General features: G+C 42.2%; 21 protein-coding genes and 4 tRNA genes. 12 read left to right on the top strand and 13 right to left on the bottom strand.

From position 1 onward, the window contains the following. Positions 1-19: 19 nt before the first annotated feature. From A4G17_RS03905 to thrC, 7 genes are all read right to left on the bottom strand, one after another. On the bottom strand, positions 20-796 hold the full coding sequence (locus A4G17_RS03905) for a cytochrome C assembly family protein (protein WP_123957425.1): 777 nt from the start codon (positions 794-796) through the stop codon (positions 20-22). A 160-nt stretch (positions 797-956) separates the two neighbouring features. Then, entirely contained in the window at positions 957-1,259 is a 303-nt protein-coding gene (gene yggU, locus A4G17_RS03900; protein WP_123957424.1) for a DUF167 family protein YggU, read from the bottom strand. Next, positions 1,259-1,792: a YggT family protein gene (locus A4G17_RS03895; RefSeq protein WP_123957520.1), complete on the bottom strand. Its 534-nt coding sequence runs from the start codon at positions 1,790-1,792 to the stop codon at positions 1,259-1,261. The genes yggU and A4G17_RS03895 overlap by 1 nt, the downstream gene beginning before the upstream one ends. An 83-nt stretch (positions 1,793-1,875) precedes the next feature. After that, positions 1,876-2,223, bottom strand: coding sequence for a YggL family protein (locus tag A4G17_RS03890; RefSeq protein ID WP_123957423.1), 348 nt, complete (start codon positions 2,221-2,223; stop codon positions 1,876-1,878). Between the two features lie 27 nt (positions 2,224-2,250). After that, complete coding sequence (locus tag A4G17_RS03885) at positions 2,251-2,703, bottom strand: DUF302 domain-containing protein (protein ID WP_123957422.1); 453 nt, start codon at positions 2,701-2,703, stop codon at positions 2,251-2,253. Positions 2,704-2,718: 15 nt separating this feature from the next. Further along, positions 2,719-3,465, bottom strand: a complete 747-nt coding sequence (gene trmB, locus A4G17_RS03880; protein WP_123957421.1) for a tRNA (guanosine(46)-N7)-methyltransferase TrmB — start codon at positions 3,463-3,465, stop codon at positions 2,719-2,721. Between the two features lie 89 nt (positions 3,466-3,554). Beyond that, positions 3,555-4,832, bottom strand: a complete 1,278-nt coding sequence (gene thrC, locus A4G17_RS03875) for a threonine synthase (RefSeq protein WP_123957420.1) — start codon at positions 4,830-4,832, stop codon at positions 3,555-3,557. Positions 4,833-4,949: 117 nt separating this feature from the next. Here thrC and mgsA point away from each other — a divergent pair, with 117 nt between their 5' ends. The 5 genes from mgsA (at position 4,950) to rraA (ending at position 8,757) form a co-directional block, all read left to right on the top strand. Next, a complete protein-coding gene (mgsA, locus tag A4G17_RS03870) occupies positions 4,950-5,408 on the top strand; it encodes a methylglyoxal synthase (protein ID WP_123957419.1) in 459 nt (152 codons plus the stop codon). Positions 5,409-5,489: 81 nt separating this feature from the next. Then, entirely contained in the window at positions 5,490-6,356 is an 867-nt protein-coding gene (gene ygfZ / locus A4G17_RS03865) for a CAF17-like 4Fe-4S cluster assembly/insertion protein YgfZ (protein ID WP_123957418.1), read from the top strand. Then, entirely contained in the window at positions 6,356-6,946 is a 591-nt protein-coding gene (rnhB, locus tag A4G17_RS03860; RefSeq protein ID WP_123957417.1) for a ribonuclease HII, read from the top strand. The genes ygfZ and rnhB overlap by 1 nt, the downstream gene beginning before the upstream one ends. Continuing rightward, on the top strand, positions 6,943-8,196 hold the full coding sequence (locus A4G17_RS03855) for a paraquat-inducible protein A (RefSeq protein ID WP_123957416.1): 1,254 nt from the start codon (positions 6,943-6,945) through the stop codon (positions 8,194-8,196). Before rnhB ends, A4G17_RS03855 begins: the two co-directional genes overlap by 4 nt. A 69-nt stretch (positions 8,197-8,265) precedes the next feature. Continuing rightward, entirely contained in the window at positions 8,266-8,757 is a 492-nt protein-coding gene (gene rraA, locus A4G17_RS03850; protein WP_123957415.1) for a ribonuclease E activity regulator RraA, read from the top strand. Positions 8,758-8,799: 42 nt separating this feature from the next. Here the strand turns inward: rraA and A4G17_RS03845 are convergent, their stop codons facing one another. After that, positions 8,800-9,504 (bottom strand): tRNA1(Val) (adenine(37)-N6)-methyltransferase, encoded by a 705-nt coding sequence (locus A4G17_RS03845; RefSeq protein ID WP_123957414.1) that lies wholly within the window; start codon positions 9,502-9,504, stop codon positions 8,800-8,802. Further along, a complete protein-coding gene (gene coaA, locus A4G17_RS03840) occupies positions 9,505-10,455 on the bottom strand; it encodes a type I pantothenate kinase (protein ID WP_123957413.1) in 951 nt (316 codons plus the stop codon). It abuts the gene before it with no gap. Between the two features lie 247 nt (positions 10,456-10,702). On the opposite strand from coaA, the gene A4G17_RS03835 reads away from it, so the two are divergent. The 6 genes from A4G17_RS03835 to A4G17_RS03810 all read left to right on the top strand — a co-directional run bounded on the left by A4G17_RS03835 (position 10,703) and on the right by A4G17_RS03810 (position 13,682). Beyond that, positions 10,703-10,778 (top strand) — tRNA-Thr (locus A4G17_RS03835). A 33-nt stretch (positions 10,779-10,811) separates the two neighbouring features. Beyond that, a tRNA-Tyr gene (locus A4G17_RS03830) sits at positions 10,812-10,896 on the top strand. 40 nt (positions 10,897-10,936) lie between these two features. Then, a tRNA-Gly gene (locus A4G17_RS03825) sits at positions 10,937-11,011 on the top strand. 3 nt (positions 11,012-11,014) lie between these two features. Further along, a tRNA-Thr gene (locus A4G17_RS03820) sits at positions 11,015-11,090 on the top strand. A gap of 120 nt (positions 11,091-11,210) precedes the next feature. Further along, on the top strand, positions 11,211-12,395 hold the full coding sequence (gene tuf, locus A4G17_RS03815; protein WP_123957622.1) for an elongation factor Tu: 1,185 nt from the start codon (positions 11,211-11,213) through the stop codon (positions 12,393-12,395). 114 nt (positions 12,396-12,509) lie between these two features. Beyond that, positions 12,510-13,682: an MFS transporter gene (locus tag A4G17_RS03810; RefSeq protein ID WP_148087024.1), complete on the top strand. Its 1,173-nt coding sequence runs from the start codon at positions 12,510-12,512 to the stop codon at positions 13,680-13,682. Positions 13,683-13,806: 124 nt separating this feature from the next. Here the strand turns inward: A4G17_RS03810 and tuf (A4G17_RS03805) are convergent, their stop codons facing one another. The 4 genes from tuf (A4G17_RS03805) to rpsL all read right to left on the bottom strand — a co-directional run bounded on the left by tuf (A4G17_RS03805) (position 13,807) and on the right by rpsL (position 18,228). After that, positions 13,807-14,991, bottom strand: coding sequence for an elongation factor Tu (gene tuf, locus A4G17_RS03805; RefSeq protein WP_123957622.1), 1,185 nt, complete (start codon positions 14,989-14,991; stop codon positions 13,807-13,809). Between the two features lie 63 nt (positions 14,992-15,054). Then, complete coding sequence (gene fusA / locus A4G17_RS03800) at positions 15,055-17,157, bottom strand: elongation factor G (protein ID WP_123957621.1); 2,103 nt, start codon at positions 17,155-17,157, stop codon at positions 15,055-15,057. A 95-nt stretch (positions 17,158-17,252) separates the two neighbouring features. Next, complete coding sequence (gene rpsG, locus A4G17_RS03795; protein ID WP_123957620.1) at positions 17,253-17,723, bottom strand: 30S ribosomal protein S7; 471 nt, start codon at positions 17,721-17,723, stop codon at positions 17,253-17,255. A gap of 130 nt (positions 17,724-17,853) precedes the next feature. After that, the gene (gene rpsL, locus A4G17_RS03790; RefSeq protein ID WP_005708967.1) at positions 17,854-18,228 is read right to left on the bottom strand and encodes a 30S ribosomal protein S12; all 375 of its coding nucleotides are present in this window, start codon (positions 18,226-18,228) and stop codon (positions 17,854-17,856) included. A gap of 197 nt (positions 18,229-18,425) precedes the next feature. On the opposite strand from rpsL, the gene hemH reads away from it, so the two are divergent. Then, positions 18,426-19,385, top strand: a complete 960-nt coding sequence (gene hemH, locus A4G17_RS03785; protein WP_123957619.1) for a ferrochelatase — start codon at positions 18,426-18,428, stop codon at positions 19,383-19,385. Positions 19,386-19,395 lie beyond the last annotated feature (10 nt).

Below are 19,395 nucleotides of genomic sequence, written 5' to 3'. Positions count from 1 at the left end.
GCAATTCTTACCGCTTACCTTAGATCCTGCTGCCGAAATAGGCAATAGTGAGCAACATCATACCTGAAATTGAGTAAATTAGCACCCGATTTCCACGCCAGTGCAGTTTCCATTGCCCGAGCAACAACAGGCTGTACACAATCCATGCCATAAATGAATAAGCCGCTTTATGAACTTGTTCTGGGGCGAAAAAATTGTGCAGGTAAATCATTCCTGTCACCAAAGTAATCGTCAGTAAGCCTTGTGCCGCAAGAGTGAGCGTAAAGAAATGACGTTCAACAGTCATCAACGGCGGTAAGACAGGCGAAAACGGAATTTTTTTCGCTTTCAAACGGCTGTCGAGCCATTTCAGTTGAACCGCATACAGCAAGGCAATAAAAAAGAGTGCATAAGAAAAAATTGCCATCGCTAAATGGAACATCAGCCCCGTATTTTCCGCCAACTGCTTGACGAAATTACCCTCAACGAAATTCGATAATGCCACGCTCACAATGCCGAGCACATAAATCACCGACAACGGCAGCCAAATTGTTTTCCAGCGGGTCAATGCGATTGTCGCGAAAGCACTAATTGCTACACTGATGAGTGAGCCAACGTTCACAATGGTGAAATTCTGTCCATTTCCAACGAAAAGGTGTTGAGAGATATCAACCAAATGAAATAACACTGCAAAACCGCCCAACGCCAGCACCGCTTTGATATTCGGTTTTTTATTGACTTCGAGGCGAGCAAGAGTTGGGGTGATCCACAACAATGCCCCGAGATAAGTGCAAATTGCAAGAATGGCAAATAACATTTTTATCGCTCAATAAGAATGGTTTTCAATAGATATTAAATTAGCAGTTTTCGGAAAGATTGGCTACGCTCTACATCAAAATTTTGTGATTTAGTCTTTCCCTAAACAAAAAAGATAGGGCGATCTCCGTGCCGTAGGCTATCGATAAACGAACACGGCTTTAGAACATCTTTAATAACACTTCAATCTCTCTCGGCACCTGCTTCGGTTCTGGCACAAAAACCTGTTTATGTCGTTGCAGTTCACCTTTTTCAAGCTGAATGCTGCTTTTGGGGACTTTGAACAGTTTACTCAAAAATTTCAGCAAGTGAGCATTAGCTTGCCCATCGACTGGCGGGGCGGTGATAGCGATTTTGAGTTCATTATCGTGCAAGCCGACAACTTGATCTCGGCTGGCTTTGGGCTGTAAAAAAATCCGCAAGCGAATGCCTTGCGGATTTTCACAAAATTCGACCGCTTGCATTACGCCAACGCCCAAAGTTGTCCGAATACGCTGAGTAAGAAGCTATTCAATAAGATCAAGCCGAAGCCCAACACCATTACAGAGAAATCAAGCATCCCTGTTTTCGGTAGAATTTTACGGATTAAACCCAATACTGGCTCGGTGATTTGTGCCACGGTGTAATCCAACGGGTGATTGCCTTGCGTAACCCAGCTCATTAACGCCCGGATCAGAGTGGTGAAAAATAGCACTTGCCCGAAGGTTTTTACTACGCTCAACAAGCCGATCAATACTGCTGTAGGAGTACTCAACCCAAATAAAATAAATTGCAAAGCGACGATTGCAGCAGCTAATAATAATGCCGCAAAATTAATGCCTTTCACGGTTGGCAACACACGGCTGACAGGATTTACCATCGGGTTAGTCAATCGCATTAACGTTTGAGAAATTGGCAAATAGGGATCAACACGGCAGAACTGGAACCACGCACGCAGTACCAACATAAAATTAAAGAAACCGACAACAATCGAAATAATCGGGGCTAACACTTCCATTCTTTTCTCTCTCTCTGGTTTTCGCAATAAGCAACAAGCGGTCAGATCTGCAACATTTTTTGCAAATCCAACCGCTTGTAAGCTTACGCTTGGTGAATGGGTAAATCCCACCAAATGTCGAATAACTCGCTCACTTCAATTTCAATTAAGCCATTATCCGCCAACCATTTTTGTACTAATTGGCGGTGGGATTCATCACATTTGCCTAATTTTTCTAAGCAAACTAAACCTTCCCAGTGTAAATAGCCGCTGCCTTCGTAGGCTAAGCCGTTCGGGCGGATCACTTCATCAATAAAACGATCAACGACGTTATCAATTTGGTCGATCCCTGTACCTTCTGCAAATTGGAATTTCACTAAGAAACCAAGCTCTTGGAACTCAGCTAAGTGCATTTTTTTACGCTGTCTGCGATTACGATTTGGTTGTGACATTTTGTCTTCCTCTTGTGTCAATAGTCGTTATTTAGAAATCGTTGCTTTAATCAATTTTTCTGCTTTCGCTAAACTGTTTTCGACTGCAGAATACTCCGTTTTTGAACGGCTAACCACTTGTTCTGCTGTATTTAACATGACATCAACTCGATTTGCTTCTGTTTGTGTCACTAATACTTTAAGTGGTAATTGTAATGCTAACGAAGGATCTTTTACCATTAATGGGGTTCCTGCTTTAGGGGTTCCGTAAACAATCACGGTTGCAGGTTGCATCTCCAATCCAGCTTCTTTAGCCGCTTTTTGGTGATCGATGTGTGCGAAAACGGTCATCCCTTTCTCTTTAAACGTTTCGGTGAGAACCGATACCGTTTTTTGAAAATCATATTTGCTTTCAAATAGTTGCGGTTGAGCGTTGTCGCTATTTGCTAATGCAATGCTGCTGGTAAATAGAAGTGTAGAAAGTAACATTTTCGTTTTCATAGTTCACCTCGAAAGTTAGTTTTTGATGAAATAAAGATCCCAAACGCCATGCCCGAGTTTATGCCCACGCTCTTCAAATTTCGTCAAAGGACGAAACGCAGGACGAGGGATAAAATCGTTGGTTGACGATTGGTTGTGAAGTTGCGGGAATTGACGCAACACGTCGAGCATATGTTCTGAATAATTTTCCCAGTCTGTTGCCATATGGATAAAACCACCTACTTGCAATTTACTCAACACGCGTTCCACAAAGGCTGGCTGCACAATGCGGCGTTTGTGGTGTTTTGCTTTTTGCCACGGATCCGGGAAATAGAGCTGTAAACCGCCAAGGCTTTCATCAGCGATTGCATCTCGCAAAATTTCGGTAGCGTCGTGACAGATTACCCGTAAATTTTTCACACCTTTCTCTACCGCATAAGCAATACACGCCCCAACACCAGGGGTATGCACTTCAATACCGATATAGTTTCGGTCAGGATTTGCCTCTGCCATTTCAACCAGCGATTTGCCCATCCCGAAACCAATTTCCAACACCACGGGATTGTGGTTGCCAAAAATTGCAGCAAAATCAAATGGCGTATTTTGATAATCCAAGCCTAAATTTGCCCAGTTACTATTCATCATATCCCGTTGATAATCGCTCAACCGCCCTGTTCGCAATACAAAGCTGCGAACTTTACGTAAATAGCGACCATCTTCAGTAAATTCTGCTTGCTCGACCGTTTTACGTTTTTTGTCGGCAAAAGTGACTTTTTCTAACATCTATTTTCTCAATAAAAAGAAAAAGAGCAGTAAAATTACTACTCTTTTATATGACTCAAGTATAGTCAATTTCTAGCTGCCTTGCAATCTTACTTCGCAAGCAAATAAGCTCTTAACTGAGCAAAATCATTTTCCATCACATCAGAAAGCAATGGCAATTTGTTGTGTTTGTCTAAAGCTTCTGGCAATGGTAATTCGAGATCTAAAATTCGCTCAACGCTCTCTTTAAATTTCGCTGGGTGAGCCGTGCATAGGAAAATGCCTGTTTCGCCCTCTTGGAGCTGATCTTTCAACACTTGGTAAGCAATCGCCCCATGTGGCTCACATAAATAACCTTCGGCATATTGAGCCTTGAGGGCTTGCTCTGTTTCAGCATCATTCAAAGCACCTGATCCTAAATCTGCTAACTTCCATCCGTTACGTTTGAACAGTTCTTCAACTCGTGGCCAGTTATTCGGGCGGCTAACATCCATTGCATTAGATAATGTCGCCACAGTCGCCTTCGGTTCCCATTTTCCTGAATGCAAATAGCGAGGCACCGTGTCATTGGCATTGGTTGAAGCAATAAAACGTTTGATTGGCAAACCAAGAGTTTTGGCGATCAAACCAGCGGTTAAGTTACCGAAGTTACCACTTGGTACGGAAACCACCACATTACTGCGTTTCGCTTTTGGTAACTGAGCAACGGCTTCAAAATAGTAGCAAACTTGAGCAAGCAAGCGACTGATATTGATCGAGTTGGCAGAGTTCAAGCCGATTGCTTCACGCAACTCAACATCATCAAAAGCCTGTTTCACAAGGGCTTGGCAGGCATCGAAGTCAGACTCAATCGCAACCGTGCGAATGTTGCCGCCAAGAGTGCAGAATAATTTTTCTTGTAACGGGCTAATTTTGCCTTTTGGATACAAAATCACCACATTAATATTTTCTAAGCCGTAGAACGCGTGAGCTACCGCTGCACCTGTATCACCAGAAGTGGCGGTTAAAATAGTAATTTTTCCATCGCCACGCACCGCACTCAAGGCTTGTGCCATAAAGCGTCCACCGAAATCTTTAAATGCAAGGGTTGGACCGTGGAAAAGTTCTAAGGCATAAATATCTTCATTTACGTTGGCAAGGGAAGCAGGAAAAGTAAAGGCATTCCTCACCATTTGATTTAAGGTTTCCGCTGGAATTTCTTCGCCAATCAATGCCGCTAAAATTTTCTGACTACGCTCGACGAATGGCAGCTCAAGCAGTTCATCAATGTTGTTTAAGGTAGGGATAATTTCAGGGAAAAACAGCCCTTGATCTTTCCCCAATCCTTGACGCACTGCTTGGGCAAAATTGACCTGTTCTTCAGGATGCTTGATGTTGTATAAGTTCATTTGTTGTCCTTTATTATTCAGAATCGTAAAAATTTCCCGATTGTAGCCATTCCCCTTTGTTAGTCAATAGAAAAGCGGTAAGATCACGGCATAAAACACTTTTGCAAAGGAGAAAAAATGTATAGCACGACTCGCACAATCCCAACCTGTAAACATATCGCTCTGGTTGCTCACGATAGCTGTAAACAGAGTTTGGTGGAATGGACACAAAAACACCGCACCGCACTCGCTCCCCATAAACTCTATGCCACAGGCACAACCGGAAATTTATTAGCCAACAAAACAGGCTTGGAAATTGCCGCCCTGCTAAGTGGGCCAATGGGTGGAGATCAACAACTCGGCGCGCTTATTGCGGAGAAAAAAATTGATATGTTGATCTTCTTTTGGGATCCAATGAATGCCGCACCACACGATCCTGATGTAAAAGCATTGATGCGGATCGCCACGGTTTGGAATATTCCTGTTGCGATCAACCAAGCCAGTGCGGATTTCTTGCTTTGTTCACCGCTATTTGAAAGAGATGTTGAAGTCGAAATCCCTGATTATGACCGCTATTTGCAAGAAAGATTAGGCTAACAAGCGGTCGGTTTACTATAAAATTTTGCAAAATGGGTGTATGATCTCGATCAAATTTTCACCCTATTTTCGAAACTCACTATGTGTAAAATCCAGCCAAATTTATTGATTCGGTTAGATCAATATCGCTTAATTGAAATCAACGGTGTTGATGCCGAAAAATATCTGCAAGGACAATTGACTTGCGATGTATCCAAACTCGCCGATGGCGAGCAAACGCTAACTTGCCATTGTGATCCGAAAGGTAAAATGAGTTCGCTCTTTCGGTTATATCGCAAAACGGCGACGCAATTTTTTATGATTGTTCGACACGAACTACTGCCAGAGGCCTTGGTTCAACTTAAAAAATACGCCGTATTTTCTAAAGTCACGTTCACCGAATTAGACACCGCCATTTTCGGCACAACAAGCGGTGAGATTCTGGCAAAATTTTGCGAGGAAGTGACCGCTTGTGCCCTTCCTGGTACGCCATCCCGCCATCTCTTTTGGGGAGATATTGAACTTGACACCAACCACTCCAGTGACGTGTGGGATTTATTGGATATTCAACATGGTGTGCCTATTTTGCATAAACCGCATCAATTTGAATTAATTCCGCAAGCCGTCAATTTACAGTGTTTGGATCAAGCAATCTCCTTCACTAAAGGCTGTTACATTGGGCAAGAAACGGTCGCAAGAGCAAAATATCGTGGGGCAAATAAACGGGCAATGTTTACCTTTGTGGGTGAATTCCATGGCAGTGAATTGCCTGACATTGCGAGTGCCATTGAGATGCAAATTGGCGAGCATTGGAAATCGACAGGGCTTATTTTAAGCCGAGTGCCGCAAGACAATCATCTCTGGCTGCAAGTGGTATTGAATAAAGAGATAGAACCTGATGCCGCCTTCAGAGTTGGACAAATTCCATTGCAACTGGTTGAGCTCCCTTATTCTTTGGATGAAAACTAATGGAATTTATTTACCCTGACGCGAAGTTGATTGCAGGCGTGGACGAAGTGGGGCGAGGTCCGCTGGTCGGTGCAGTGGTGACGGCCGCAGTGATTCTCGATCCAAATCAAAAAATTGAAGGCTTGGCAGACTCCAAAAAATTGTCAGAAAAACGTCGCCTTGCCCTTGCTGAAGAAATCAAAGCCAAAGCGTTGTGCTGGTCGCTTGGACGTGCTGAACCACACGAAATTGATGAACTCAACATTCTGCACGCCACAATGCTAGCCATGCAACGAGCCGTGGCAGGGCTACGCATTCAGCCTGATTTTGTGTTGGTTGATGGCAATCGTATTCCTGAGTTACCGATGGCAGCTCAAGCAGTGGTAAAAGGCGACAGTTTAGTCGCCGAAATCAGTGCTGCGTCGATTTTGGCGAAAGTCGCACGAGATCAAGAAATGAACGAACTCGACAAACGCTATCCCAACTATCAATTCGCTAAACACAAAGGCTATCCAACCAAATTGCATTTTGAAAAACTGGCAACACTCGGTGCCACACCACAACACCGAAAAAGTTTCGCCCCCGTTGCGAAAGTACTAGGCATTAAATGAAACAACAACGCTATCTCCAACGCTGTTTAGAATGTGACACCGTGGTCGACATTGCAAAAAATTTGCCTAATCAGACCGCTTGTTGTCCAAACTGCGACCAAATTCTTCAACCAGGTAACCGCTGGAATTTACGTCGCTGTGCCATTATCGCGATGTCGATCCTGATTTTATTGCCATTTGCCTTGTTCTTACCCCTGATGAACATTGATTTGCTTGGTGTACAAATTCACGCTTCAGTTTGGGGCGGCGTGTGGAAAATGGCAACGCAAGGCTTTCCTTACACCGCTTTTATGATTTTGCTTTGCTCGGTGGTCATGCCATTTTCTTTTGCGTTGTTGGTTCTCACGATTTGGGTGCAGAAATGGCTTCGACATCGCCCTCGCTACACATTAATTTTTCTCAATAAAGTCAAACAATGGGTGATGTTAGATGTTTATTTAATTGCATTGGCCGTTGCCGCATTTAAAGTGCGTGATTATGCACCGTTATCGTTTGATATTTATTTACTTCCTTTTGTACTCACCACTATTCTGACGATTCTGTTATTTATCAAAATCGCCCCTAAACGGCTATGGAACGAATTTTATCCTGAATATCATTCGTTGGAGCCAGATCACCCCTGCAATCCCACACTTTGCCCTGAGTGTGAATACACCTTTGATGAACGTATTGTTGATGGCAAAGGCCGTCATCGCTGCCCTCGTTGCGAAAGCAATTTAGATGTACCCGATAAAATCAAGCTACAACGGGTTTGGGCCACGCTTATCGCAGGTATTGTGATGATGATCCCGGCAAATATTTTACCGATTTCGTCCACTGAGTTTGCTGGGACAACCTCTGCTGACTCACTGATGAGTGGGGTGCTGCTGTTTATGTCTATGGGAAGCTATGCGGTGGCAGCCATTGTGTTTATTGCCAGTATTGCTGTGCCATTCAGCAAAGTGGCGATCATTTTGTACTTACTGCTTGCCATTCATTATCGTTGGAAACACCCGATTCATTGGCAGATGAAATTGCTACATTACGTTCACTTTGTTGGGCGTTGGTCGATGCTAGATCTATTTGTACTTGCACTGATGATGTCGCTAGTCGAACGTGGGCAAATCATTAGCTTCTCCGTAGGCGATGCGGCGTTCTATTTCGGTGCAGCCGTATTCTTAACGATGATCTCATCATCGAATCTCGATGCCCGAATGCTGTGGCGAATCCACCGAGAGCACCAAAAGCCACCAACAAGCGGTCAGTTCTGAGCGAAATTTTGCAAATTCTCAACAAAGGTTTATACTTCCGCCCCTAATAAACGCTTACTGGAGGCTATTATGCGTATTGATACTTCTGAACTTTGTGATATGTATTCCGACCAAGTCGATGTCGTCGAACCGATTTTTTCGAGTTTCGGCGGACGTTCATCTTTTTTTGGAAAAATCACCACCGTAAAATGCTTTGAAAGCAATGGACTCATTGCAGAAGTCTTGGACGAAGAAGGTCAAGGGCGTGTATTGCTTATCGACGGCGGTGGTGCGGTGCGTCGTGCCTTGATTGATGCCGATTTGGCACAACTTGCCGTAGAGAATGGCTGGGAAGGCATTATTGTAAACGGTGCCGTGCGACAGTTAGATGTTTTAGAAACCTTAGATATTGGGATTCAAGCACTTGCACCAATCCCTGTTGGGGCAGACGATACTAATATTGGTGAAATTGATACGCCTGTCAATTTCGGTGGTGTCAGTTTCCTTCCCGAAGATTATATTTATGCCGACTTAACGGGCATTATTCTTTCTCCTGAACTCTTAGATTTAGATAATGAGTAAAAATGTTGGGCGGTATAAATCATCATCCGCCCTTCTTTTTGTCTAAAAATTCAAATAAAAGTCTCGAGTGAGTGCTTTAAATTCCGCAGTATATTGATTTTCAAGATCGTAGATATCTAACGATTTTTCAAGAAAAGGGCGTTTTTCTCGCCCAAAGGTGATGATCATTCTTTTCGGTAGCTTGCCCGTTTTGGTACAAATTGCCCATTTTTCTACACAAAATAGGTCAAGATCAGTCGCTTGTTCGATCAGCTTTTCACCTGCCATAAAAGGTAAAATCAGACTCATTTTCCCCGTTGGTGCTAACCAATTTTTAGCTTGTTTCAGCCACTCAACATGGCTTTTCACCACTGTTCGAGCTAGATCACGCTGCGGTGAGCGACTCGCAAGAGAGTGTTCAAAATAAGGTGGATTCGTCACAATCAAATCAAACGGCATTGCAAAATGTAGTGAGAAAATATCCGCTTGTTGGATCTGAATCTTCGCTGCCCACGGGCTATTACGCACATTTTGTTGTGCTTGTAGGCAGGCTGCCCTATCTAGCTCAACCCCAACAATTTCAACATCGGATGCCGTCCGCTGAGCCAACATCATCGCAATTAGCCCAGTTCCCGTACCTAAATCAAGCAATCTCCGACCATTTGTAACATCCGCAATTGCCCCCAATAAAATACCATCTGTATTCACTTTCATTGCACATTGGTCATGAGCAATGAAAAAGGACTTAAACTGAAAACCAGTCGCCATCTATTTTCTCAATTTAATCGTTTGAATAGCATGATCGTCACCTTTCACTAAAATCAGATTGGCACGGTCACGACTTGGCAGAATATTCTGTCGTAAATTCAATCCATTGATTTCATTCCAAATTTTCGTTGCTGTTTCAATCGCCTGTTGCTCCGATAGTTTAGAATAATGGTGAAAATAAGAATTCGGATCGGTAAACGCACTGCGGCGAAATTTTAGAAAACGATTAATATACCATTTCAACAATAATTCTTCTTCTGCATCTACATACACAGAAAAATCAACAAAATCTGACAAAAACACATTATGTGGGCTGGCGGGATAATTCATTCCACTTTGCAACACATTGAGACCTTCTAAAATAACAATATCAGGTTGATCGACTTCGTTAAATTGATCAGGAATGATGTCATAGGTCAAATGTGAGTAAATGGGCGCTTTAACATGTCGTTTACCTGATTTAATGTCCGACACGAACTGAATCAAGCGATGAATATCATAAGATTCTGGGAAACCTTTTCGGTTAAGGATATTTTTTTCTTCCAAAACAGATAAAGGATAAAGAAAACCATCAGTGGTAATTAATGACACTTTACGCTCTTCAGGCCAGCTCGATAGTAGTGCTTGTAAAATGCGGGCAGATGTACTCTTTCCAACAGAGACACTCCCTGCAATGCTAATAATGTAAGGCACCTTCGGTGCTTCAACATCAAGAAACTTATGAAGAACCTGCTGACGTTTGATATTCTCATCAATGTAGTAATTAATTAAACGAACTAGGGGCAAATAAATTGCTCTAACTTCATCTAAAGAGAGATCCTCATTGAAACTCAGTAAAGGTTTAAGATCTTTTTCCGTCAATGTCAACGGAACAGACTTCCGAAGTGCCGCCCACTGTTGACGGTCAAAAGTTAAAAAAGGACTAATTTTAGGCGTTTCTGTAGAAAACATTGTGATTGTCTCAGGTTTTACTTCATTTAATAAGTAAAATAGATGTTTAGTGAATAGTGTAAAATATACAATATAAATGACAAAATAGGGCAGATAATCCAATAAAAGCAACTAAAAATATGTAAAAAATCATCACTTTGACTGTTTTACAGTCGAAAAAACGGATTTTTAAAATTTTTTGAAAAAAACACTTGCAAGGTTTTCCGAAAACCCTATAATGCGCATCACTTGCTTACGACAACGCAACGCCGACTTAGCTCAGTAGGTAGAGCAACTGACTTGTAATCAGTAGGTCACCAGTTCGATTCCGGTAGTCGGCACCATCTCGCCAAAGTAATCAAGCATTCAATTAATGTGGAGGGATTCCCGAGCGGCCAAAGGGGGCAGACTGTAAATCTGTTGGCTCAGCCTTCGAAGGTTCGAATCCTTCTCCCTCCACCATCTCTTAATTGAATTCTATGGGACAGACGAATTTAGAACAGCGGGCATCGTATAATGGCTATTACCTTAGCCTTCCAAGCTAATGATGCGGGTTCGATTCCCGCTGCCCGCTCCAAGCGCTGATATAGCTCAGTTGGTAGAGCGCACCCTTGGTAAGGGTGAGGTCGGCGGTTCAAATCCGCCTATCAGCACCACTTCCTTTCTAGCTTCATCTTTTCCTTAGTAAATATACAGAAACAATCGTATTCATTTCTACATTAGGTTAATGTGGTAACGTACCATCGTAACCGTGTTTGTTTAGAGGGACTTTTAAAATGTCTAAAGAAAAATTTGAACGTACAAAACCGCACGTAAACGTGGGTACAATCGGCCACGTTGACCACGGTAAAACAACTTTAACCGCAGCGATTACTACCGTATTAGCAAAACACTACGGTGGTTCTGCTCGTGCTTTCGACCAAATCGATAACGCACCAGAAGAAAAAGCACGTGGTATCACCATCAACACTTCACACGTTGAGTACGATACACCAACTCGTCACTACGCACACGTTGACTGCCCAGGACACGCGGACTATGTGAAAAACATGATTACCGGTGCGGCACAAATGGACGGTGCTATCTTAGTAGTTGCGGCAACAGACGGTCCAATGCCACAAACTCGTGAGCACATTCTTTTAGGTCGCCAAGTAGGTGTACCATACATCATCGTATTCTTAAACAAATGCGACATGGTAGATGACGAAGAGTTATTAGAATTAGTTGAAATGGAAGTTCGTGAACTTCTTTCTCAATACGATTTCCCAGGTGATGACACACCAATCGTACGTGGTTCAGCGTTACAAGCGTTAAACGGCGTGCCAGAGTGGGAAGAGAAAATCCTTGAGTTAGCAGGTCACTTAGACTCTTACATCCCAGAGCCAGAGCGTGCAATCGACAAACCATTCCTTCTTCCAATCGAAGACGTATTCTCAATTTCTGGTCGTGGTACCGTAGTTACTGGCCGTGTTGAGCGTGGTATCATCCGCACTGGTGATGAAGTTGAAATCGTGGGTATCAAAGATACTACGAAAACAACGGTAACTGGTGTTGAGATGTTCCGTAAATTACTTGATGAAGGTCGTGCAGGTGAGAACGTTGGTGCTTTATTACGTGGTACTAAACGTGAAGAAATCGAACGTGGTCAAGTATTAGCGAAACCAGGTTCAATCACACCACACACAGACTTCGAATCAGAAGTGTACGTATTATCAAAAGAAGAAGGTGGTCGTCATACTCCATTCTTCAAAGGTTACCGTCCACAGTTCTACTTCCGTACAACTGACGTAACGGGTACTATCGAATTACCAGAAGGTGTTGAGATGGTAATGCCTGGCGATAACATCAAAATGACTGTAAGCTTAATTCACCCAATCGCAATGGACGAAGGTCTTCGTTTTGCGATTCGTGAAGGTGGTCGTACAGTAGGTGCGGGCGTTGTAGCGAAAATCATCAAATAATTAATTTTTATTAATTATTAAAGCATAAAGAAAGGCGTATCGAAAGATACGCCTTTTTGTTTGGGGCAAAGACTGCAAGCGGTCACTTTGTGATAATATTTGGCAAATCAAGAAATGAAAAATTATTTAAAGATATTTATGCCAATTCAGATTCAACGTTATCTCTACACTATTTTATTTTCCGCCATAGGCTATGGGGCTTATGCTGCAGTGAACGTTTTGTACTTTTTAGATAAAGGATTAAATTTCCAGAGTATTTCCATTCTGTTTATTCTGCTCAACTTGCTCATCTTAATTTGTGAAATCCCAACGGGCTTTTTGGCCGATAAAATCAAGCCTATCAATGCAGTTGTAATCGGATTGCTCATAATTATTGCCTCACGTATCTTATTATTAGCTGATTTTTCTTACGGATTGGAATGTTCAATGATCTTTTATGGTATCGGGCTTTCCTTGATCTCTGGGGCTGCAAATGCCGTTTTAGTGGGGTTAAAATCTTCCTTTAAAGATTCAACTGAAAAACTCTTTTCCTTGAGTGTCATTTATCGAAGTGCTGGAGCCATTCTCGGTGGAATGGGGGCCTATTATTTATTCAAACAAAATAGCCAATATCCTTGGATCTATTCCGCTCTCGCCTACACCATCTCAGCAACGATCTTATTTTATTATCGAAAAGATTATTTGTTTGAGAGCAAAGAGAAATTGCAAGTTCATTCGATTTTACCCCTGATTACCAAGCTCAGCCGCCAATCATTTTTCTGGGCGAGTGTCTTTTATGCTTCATCATCACTCGCACCATTTTTACTCTGGCAACATCTTTTTAAACAGTTTCCTTATGGTCTTGAATATGGGTATTTAATGTTACAAATAGCAATACTCAGTGCAGGAAAAATTGTTCGAATAGTGACATTTACGGAAAAACAGCGAGTAAGGGTGATGCTAGTAAACATAACTGCAATGATATTAATGCCACTATTTACAAGTTCGATGTGGATTCTATTATTATTGCTTGTCACTCATGTTTTTTGCGTAGGGCTACTTAGTATCTTTTTTAGTGCGAATTTCCACGATAATATCAAACAAGAAACTAGAGCAACATCTGAATCAATTATGTCAGCTTTTGATTCTCTCTTTTCATTACCAATGCTGTACCTGATTGGCTATTTTATGGATCAGAAACTTTCTTTACTTGCTTTTGGTATTTCTTGCTTAAGTGGTGCTGTAGCATTGGTATTCTTTCTTCGCTCAAGAAAAAAGCTTAATCCACAAGCGGTTAGTTCCCAATAATATTTTGCAAATACTCATTTGCCAAATATTATCACAAAGTGACCGCTTGCAGTCTTTGCCCCAAACAAAAAGGCGTATCTTTCGATACGCCTTTCTTTATGCTTTAATAATTAATAAAAATTAATTATTTGATGATTTTCGCTACAACGCCCGCACCTACTGTACGACCACCTTCACGAATCGCAAAACGAAGACCTTCGTCCATTGCGATTGGGTGAATTAAGCTTACAGTCATTTTGATGTTATCGCCAGGCATTACCATCTCAACACCTTCTGGTAATTCGATAGTACCCGTTACGTCAGTTGTACGGAAGTAGAACTGTGGACGGTAACCTTTGAAGAATGGAGTATGACGACCACCTTCTTCTTTTGATAATACGTACACTTCTGATTCGAAGTCTGTGTGTGGTGTGATTGAACCTGGTTTCGCTAATACTTGACCACGTTCGATTTCTTCACGTTTAGTACCACGTAATAAAGCACCAACGTTCTCACCTGCACGACCTTCATCAAGTAATTTACGGAACATCTCAACACCAGTTACCGTTGTTTTCGTAGTATCTTTGATACCCACGATTTCAACTTCATCACCAGTGCGGATGATACCACGCTCAACACGGCCAGTAACTACGGTACCACGACCAGAAATTGAGAATACGTCTTCGATTGGAAGAAGGAATGGTTTGTCGATTGCACGCTCTGGCTCTGGGATGTAAGAGTCTAAGTGACCTGCTAACTCAAGGATTTTCTCTTCCCACTCTGGCACGCCGTTTAACGCTTGTAACGCTGAACCACGTACGATTGGTGTGTCATCACCTGGGAAATCGTATTGAGAAAGAAGTTCACGAACTTCCATTTCAACTAATTCTAATAACTCTTCGTCATCTACCATGTCGCATTTGTTTAAGAATACGATGATGTATGGTACACCTACTTGGCGACCTAAAAGAATGTGCTCACGAGTTTGTGGCATTGGACCGTCTGTTGCCGCAACTACTAAGATAGCACCGTCCATTTGTGCCGCACCGGTAATCATGTTTTTCACATAGTCCGCGTGTCCTGGGCAGTCAACGTGTGCGTAGTGACGAGTTGGTGTATCGTACTCAACGTGTGAAGTGTTGATGGTGATACCACGTGCTTTTTCTTCTGGTGCGTTATCGATTTGGTCGAAAGCACGAGCAGAACCACCGTAGTGTTTTGCTAATACGGTAGTAATCGCTGCGGTTAAAGTTGTTTTACCGTGGTCAACGTGGCCGATTGTACCCACGTTTACGTGCGGTTTTGTACGTTCAAATTTTTCTTTAGACATTGCTAATGTTTCCTATGTAAGCCCCGTAGTGCGAAATGCACTACGGAAATTGATTAAATCAAATTACTTTTTACGTGCTTCAATAACAGCTGCTGCGACACTTGAAGGTGCTTCAGCATATTTTAACGGTTCCATTGAGTATGATGCACGACCTTGAGTTTGTGAACGGAGATCTGTTGCGTAACCAAACATTTCTGAAAGCGGAACTTCCGCATTGATTTTAACAACAAATTCATTTGCCTCTTGACCGTTTACCATCGCACGACGACGGCTTAAGTCACCAATTACATCACCAACGTAATCTGGCGGAGTTTCTACTTCAACCTTCATGATTGGCTCAAGTAGAACAGGATTTGCTTTTGCGAACGCCGCTTTAAATGCTAATGACGCTGCAAGTTTAAACGCTAATTCAGATGAGTCAACATCATGGTATGAACCGAAATGTAAACGCACACCTAAATCTACTACAGGATAACCGGCTAATGGACCAGACTTAAGCTGCTCTTGGATACCTTTGTCAACTGCAGGGATATATTCACCAGGGATTACGCCACCTTTGATTTCATTTACGAACTCATAACCAGGACCCTCAGGATCTAATGGATATAAGTCGATAACAACGTGACCGTATTGACCACGACCACCAGATTGTTTTGCGTGTTTACCTTCAACATCTTTAACTGTAGTACGGATAGTTTCACGATAAGATACTTGCGGTTTACCGATGTTCGCTTCCACTTTGAACTCACGTTTCATACGGTCCACAATGATATCTAAGTGTAACTCACCCATACCAGAGATGATAGTTTCGCCAGACTCTTCATCAGTATGAACACGGAATGAAGGGTCTTCTTGTGCTAAACGACCTAATGCTAAGCCCATTTTCTCTTGGTCAGCTTTGGTTTTTGGCTCTACCGCAACAGAAATTACTGGCTCTGGGAATTCCATACGCTCAAGAATGATTGGGGCATCGATCGCACATAATGTGTCGCCAGTACCAACATCTTTCAAGCCGATTGCTGCAGCGATGTCGCCCGCACGAACTTCTTTGATCTCTTCACGTTTGTTAGCGTGCATCTGTACGATACGTCCAAAACGTTCACGTTTTTGCTTCACAGAGTTCAATACAGTATCACCTGAATTGATTACACCCGAATACACACGGAAGAAAGTTAAGTTACCAACAAATGGGTCCGTTGCAATTTTAAATGCGAGTGAAGAGAATGGCTCATCATCGCTTGCATGACGTTCACCTTCCGTTTCGTCTTCGTTGATACCTTTAATTGCAGGAATGTCTGTTGGTGCAGGTAAATAATCAATTACCGCATCAAGCATCGCTTGAACACCTTTATTTTTAAATGCTGAACCACAGCAAACAGGAATCACCTCACCTGCTAAGACACGTTGACGTAATGCAGATTTGATTTCTTCTTCTGTTAACTCTTCTCCAGAAAAGAATTTTTCCATTAACTCTTCTGATACTTCTGCTGCTGCTTCCACGAGCATTTCACGACGCTCTTGACATGCATCTAACATGTCTGCTGGGATATCTTCATAAACAAATGACATCCCTTGGTCAGCATCATTCCAGTTAATCGCTTTCATTTTGATTAAATCAACAACCCCTTTGAAATTCTCTTCTGAACCAATTGGAAGTTGTAATGCAACTGAGTTACCACCTAAACGGGTTTTGATTTGATCAACCACACGCAAGAAGTTAGCACCAGTACGGTCCATCTTGTTTACAAACGCAATACGTGGCACTTGGTATTTATTTGCTTGACGCCATACAGTTTCAGATTGTGGTTGAACACCACCTACTGCACAGTAAACCATGACTGCACCGTCAAGAACACGCATTGAACGTTCTACTTCAATGGTAAAGTCAACGTGTCCAGGAGTATCGATAACATTGATACGGTGTTCTGGGTATTGTTTTGACATGCCAGACCAAAATGCTGTAGTAGCCGCAGAAGTAATAGTGATACCACGCTCTTGTTCTTGTTCCATCCAGTCCATTGTTGCTGCACCATCGTGCACTTCGCCTAATTTATGGCTTTTACCTGTATAGAAAAGGATACGCTCAGAGGTAGTTGTTTTACCTGCGTCGATGTGAGCACTGATACCGATGTTACGATATCGCTCAATAGGAGTTGTACGAGCCATTATTCTTACCTTATTTTGTAATCTAATGTGAATTTATATATGTAATAGGCTTCATCACAGATTTTGAGATGAAGCCTACAAAAGTCAAAAGCTTATTACCAACGATAGTGAGCAAACGCTTTGTTAGCTTCAGCCATACGGTGAACATCTTCACGTTTTTTCACTGCTGAGCCTTTGTTGTCTGCTGCATCAGAAAGTTCGTTAGCTAAACGAAGTGCCATTGATTTGTCACCACGTTTACGAGCAGCTTCAATGATCCAACGCATTGCTAATGCATTACGACGAGTTGGGCGAACTTCTACTGGCACTTGGTAAGTAGAACCGCCAACACGGCGAGACTTAACTTCAACCGTTGGGCGTACGTTTTCAAGTGCTGCATCAAATGCTTCTAACGCTTCTTTGCCTGAACGTTGAGATAGCGTTTCTAATGCATCATACACAATGGATTCTGCGATAGATTTTTTACCATCTACCATTAAAACGTTAATGAATTTTGCAAGTAATTCTGATCCGAATTTTGGATCTGGGAGGATCTTGCGTTGACCTACATCACGACGACGTGGCATTTTAATTTCTCCGTATTATAAAATCTTCAGGATTTTCCAAAACTCTAATGTAAGGTAAGCCTTACAGGAACTGGAGTTTGTGGTAATTTTTTAAAAAATTAGACGTTTGGCCTTACTTAACGGAGAACCATTAAGATTTAGGACGCTTAACGCCGTATTTAGAACGACCTTGTTTACGGTCTTTAACGCCTGCACAGTCTAATGCACCGCGTACAGTGTGGTAACGCACACCCGGTAAGTCTTTAACACGACCACCACGGATTAATACAACACTGTGCTCTTGAAGGTTATGACCTTCACCACCGATATAAGAAGTAACCTCAAAACCATTCGTTAAACGGATACGACATACTTTACGTAACGCTGAGTTTGGTTTTTTAGGAGTTGTAGTATATACACGAGTACATACACCACGTTTCTGCGGGCAAGCCTCTAATGCAGGAACGTTGCTTTTTACAACCTTTTTCACACGCGGTTTGCGTACTAGCTGGTTGATAGTTGCCATTAATTAAGCTCCAGTTAAAAATAAAAAATAATTAAAAACGCCCTTTCATAGACGAAAGGACGGCAAATTCTAGAGTAATTATTACCCAATGTCAAGCTATTTACCGCTTTGCCTTTTGCTCTGATACATGGCACCGAACAAGGAAATTCACTATAATGATTGGCAATTTTCAGCCTTTCTTTATTAAGGAATTATCCATGACCCAAACTAAAATCGGTGTACTCCTTGCTAACCTTGGTACCCCCGATGAACCGACGACACCCGCTGTTAAACGCTATCTACGCCAATTTTTAAGCGATCCTAGAGTAATTGACCTCCCCCGCTTAAAATGGTTACCGATACTCAACTTTTTCGTTCTACCAAAACGTTCACCAAAAGTGGCTGAAGCCTATAAAGCAATTTGGTCAAATGAAGGTTCTCCTTTACTTGCCATTTCTCGCCAGCAACAGAAAGCGGTACAAGCCTATTTTGATAGCCATCACTGCAACGTTGTTGTTGAATTAGGCATGAGCTACGGTAATCCAAGCATTGAAAAAGCGGTAGAGAGCCTGATTACTCAAGGTGTGGAAAAAATTATTGTATTACCGTTATATCCACAATATAGCTCAAGTACAACAGCTTCCGTATTTGATGCTTTTGCTCGTGCCTTACAGATGCACAAAAAAATGGTGCCATTTGAATTTATTCATAACTACCACGACCACCCTCTTTATATTCAAGCCCTTGCCAATACGGTTCAACTTGCAGAAGATGAACTGTTGCTTTTCTCGTTCCACGGTATTCCGCAACGCTATGAAACAGAAGGTGATTTCTATGCTGATCATTGCCGAGCAACTGCTCACTTAGTTGTGGAAAAACTCGGATTGCAACCAAATCAATGGTTTATTTCATTTCAATCTCGCTTCGGCAATGAAACATGGTTACAACCCTACACAGATGAAACCTTGCAAACATTTCCAGCGAATAATGTAAAAAATGTTGCCGTAATCTGCCCTGGATTTTCGGCAGATTGTTTAGAAACACTCGAAGAAATTGCGGAAGAAAATCGTGAAAACTTTGTGAATGCGGGTGGGAAAAACTATCGCTACATTCCTGCGTTAAATGCGAGCGACGATCATATTCAGTTGTTGGTTAAACTCATTGAAGAAAAATGCTAATCACAAGCGG

Origin of the sequence: Frederiksenia canicola (assembly GCF_011455495.1) — a bacterium.
In the GTDB taxonomy this organism is placed as follows: Bacteria; Pseudomonadota; Gammaproteobacteria; order Enterobacterales; family Pasteurellaceae; genus Frederiksenia; species Frederiksenia canicola.
This window is presented reverse-complemented; position numbering and strand designations above follow the sequence as displayed.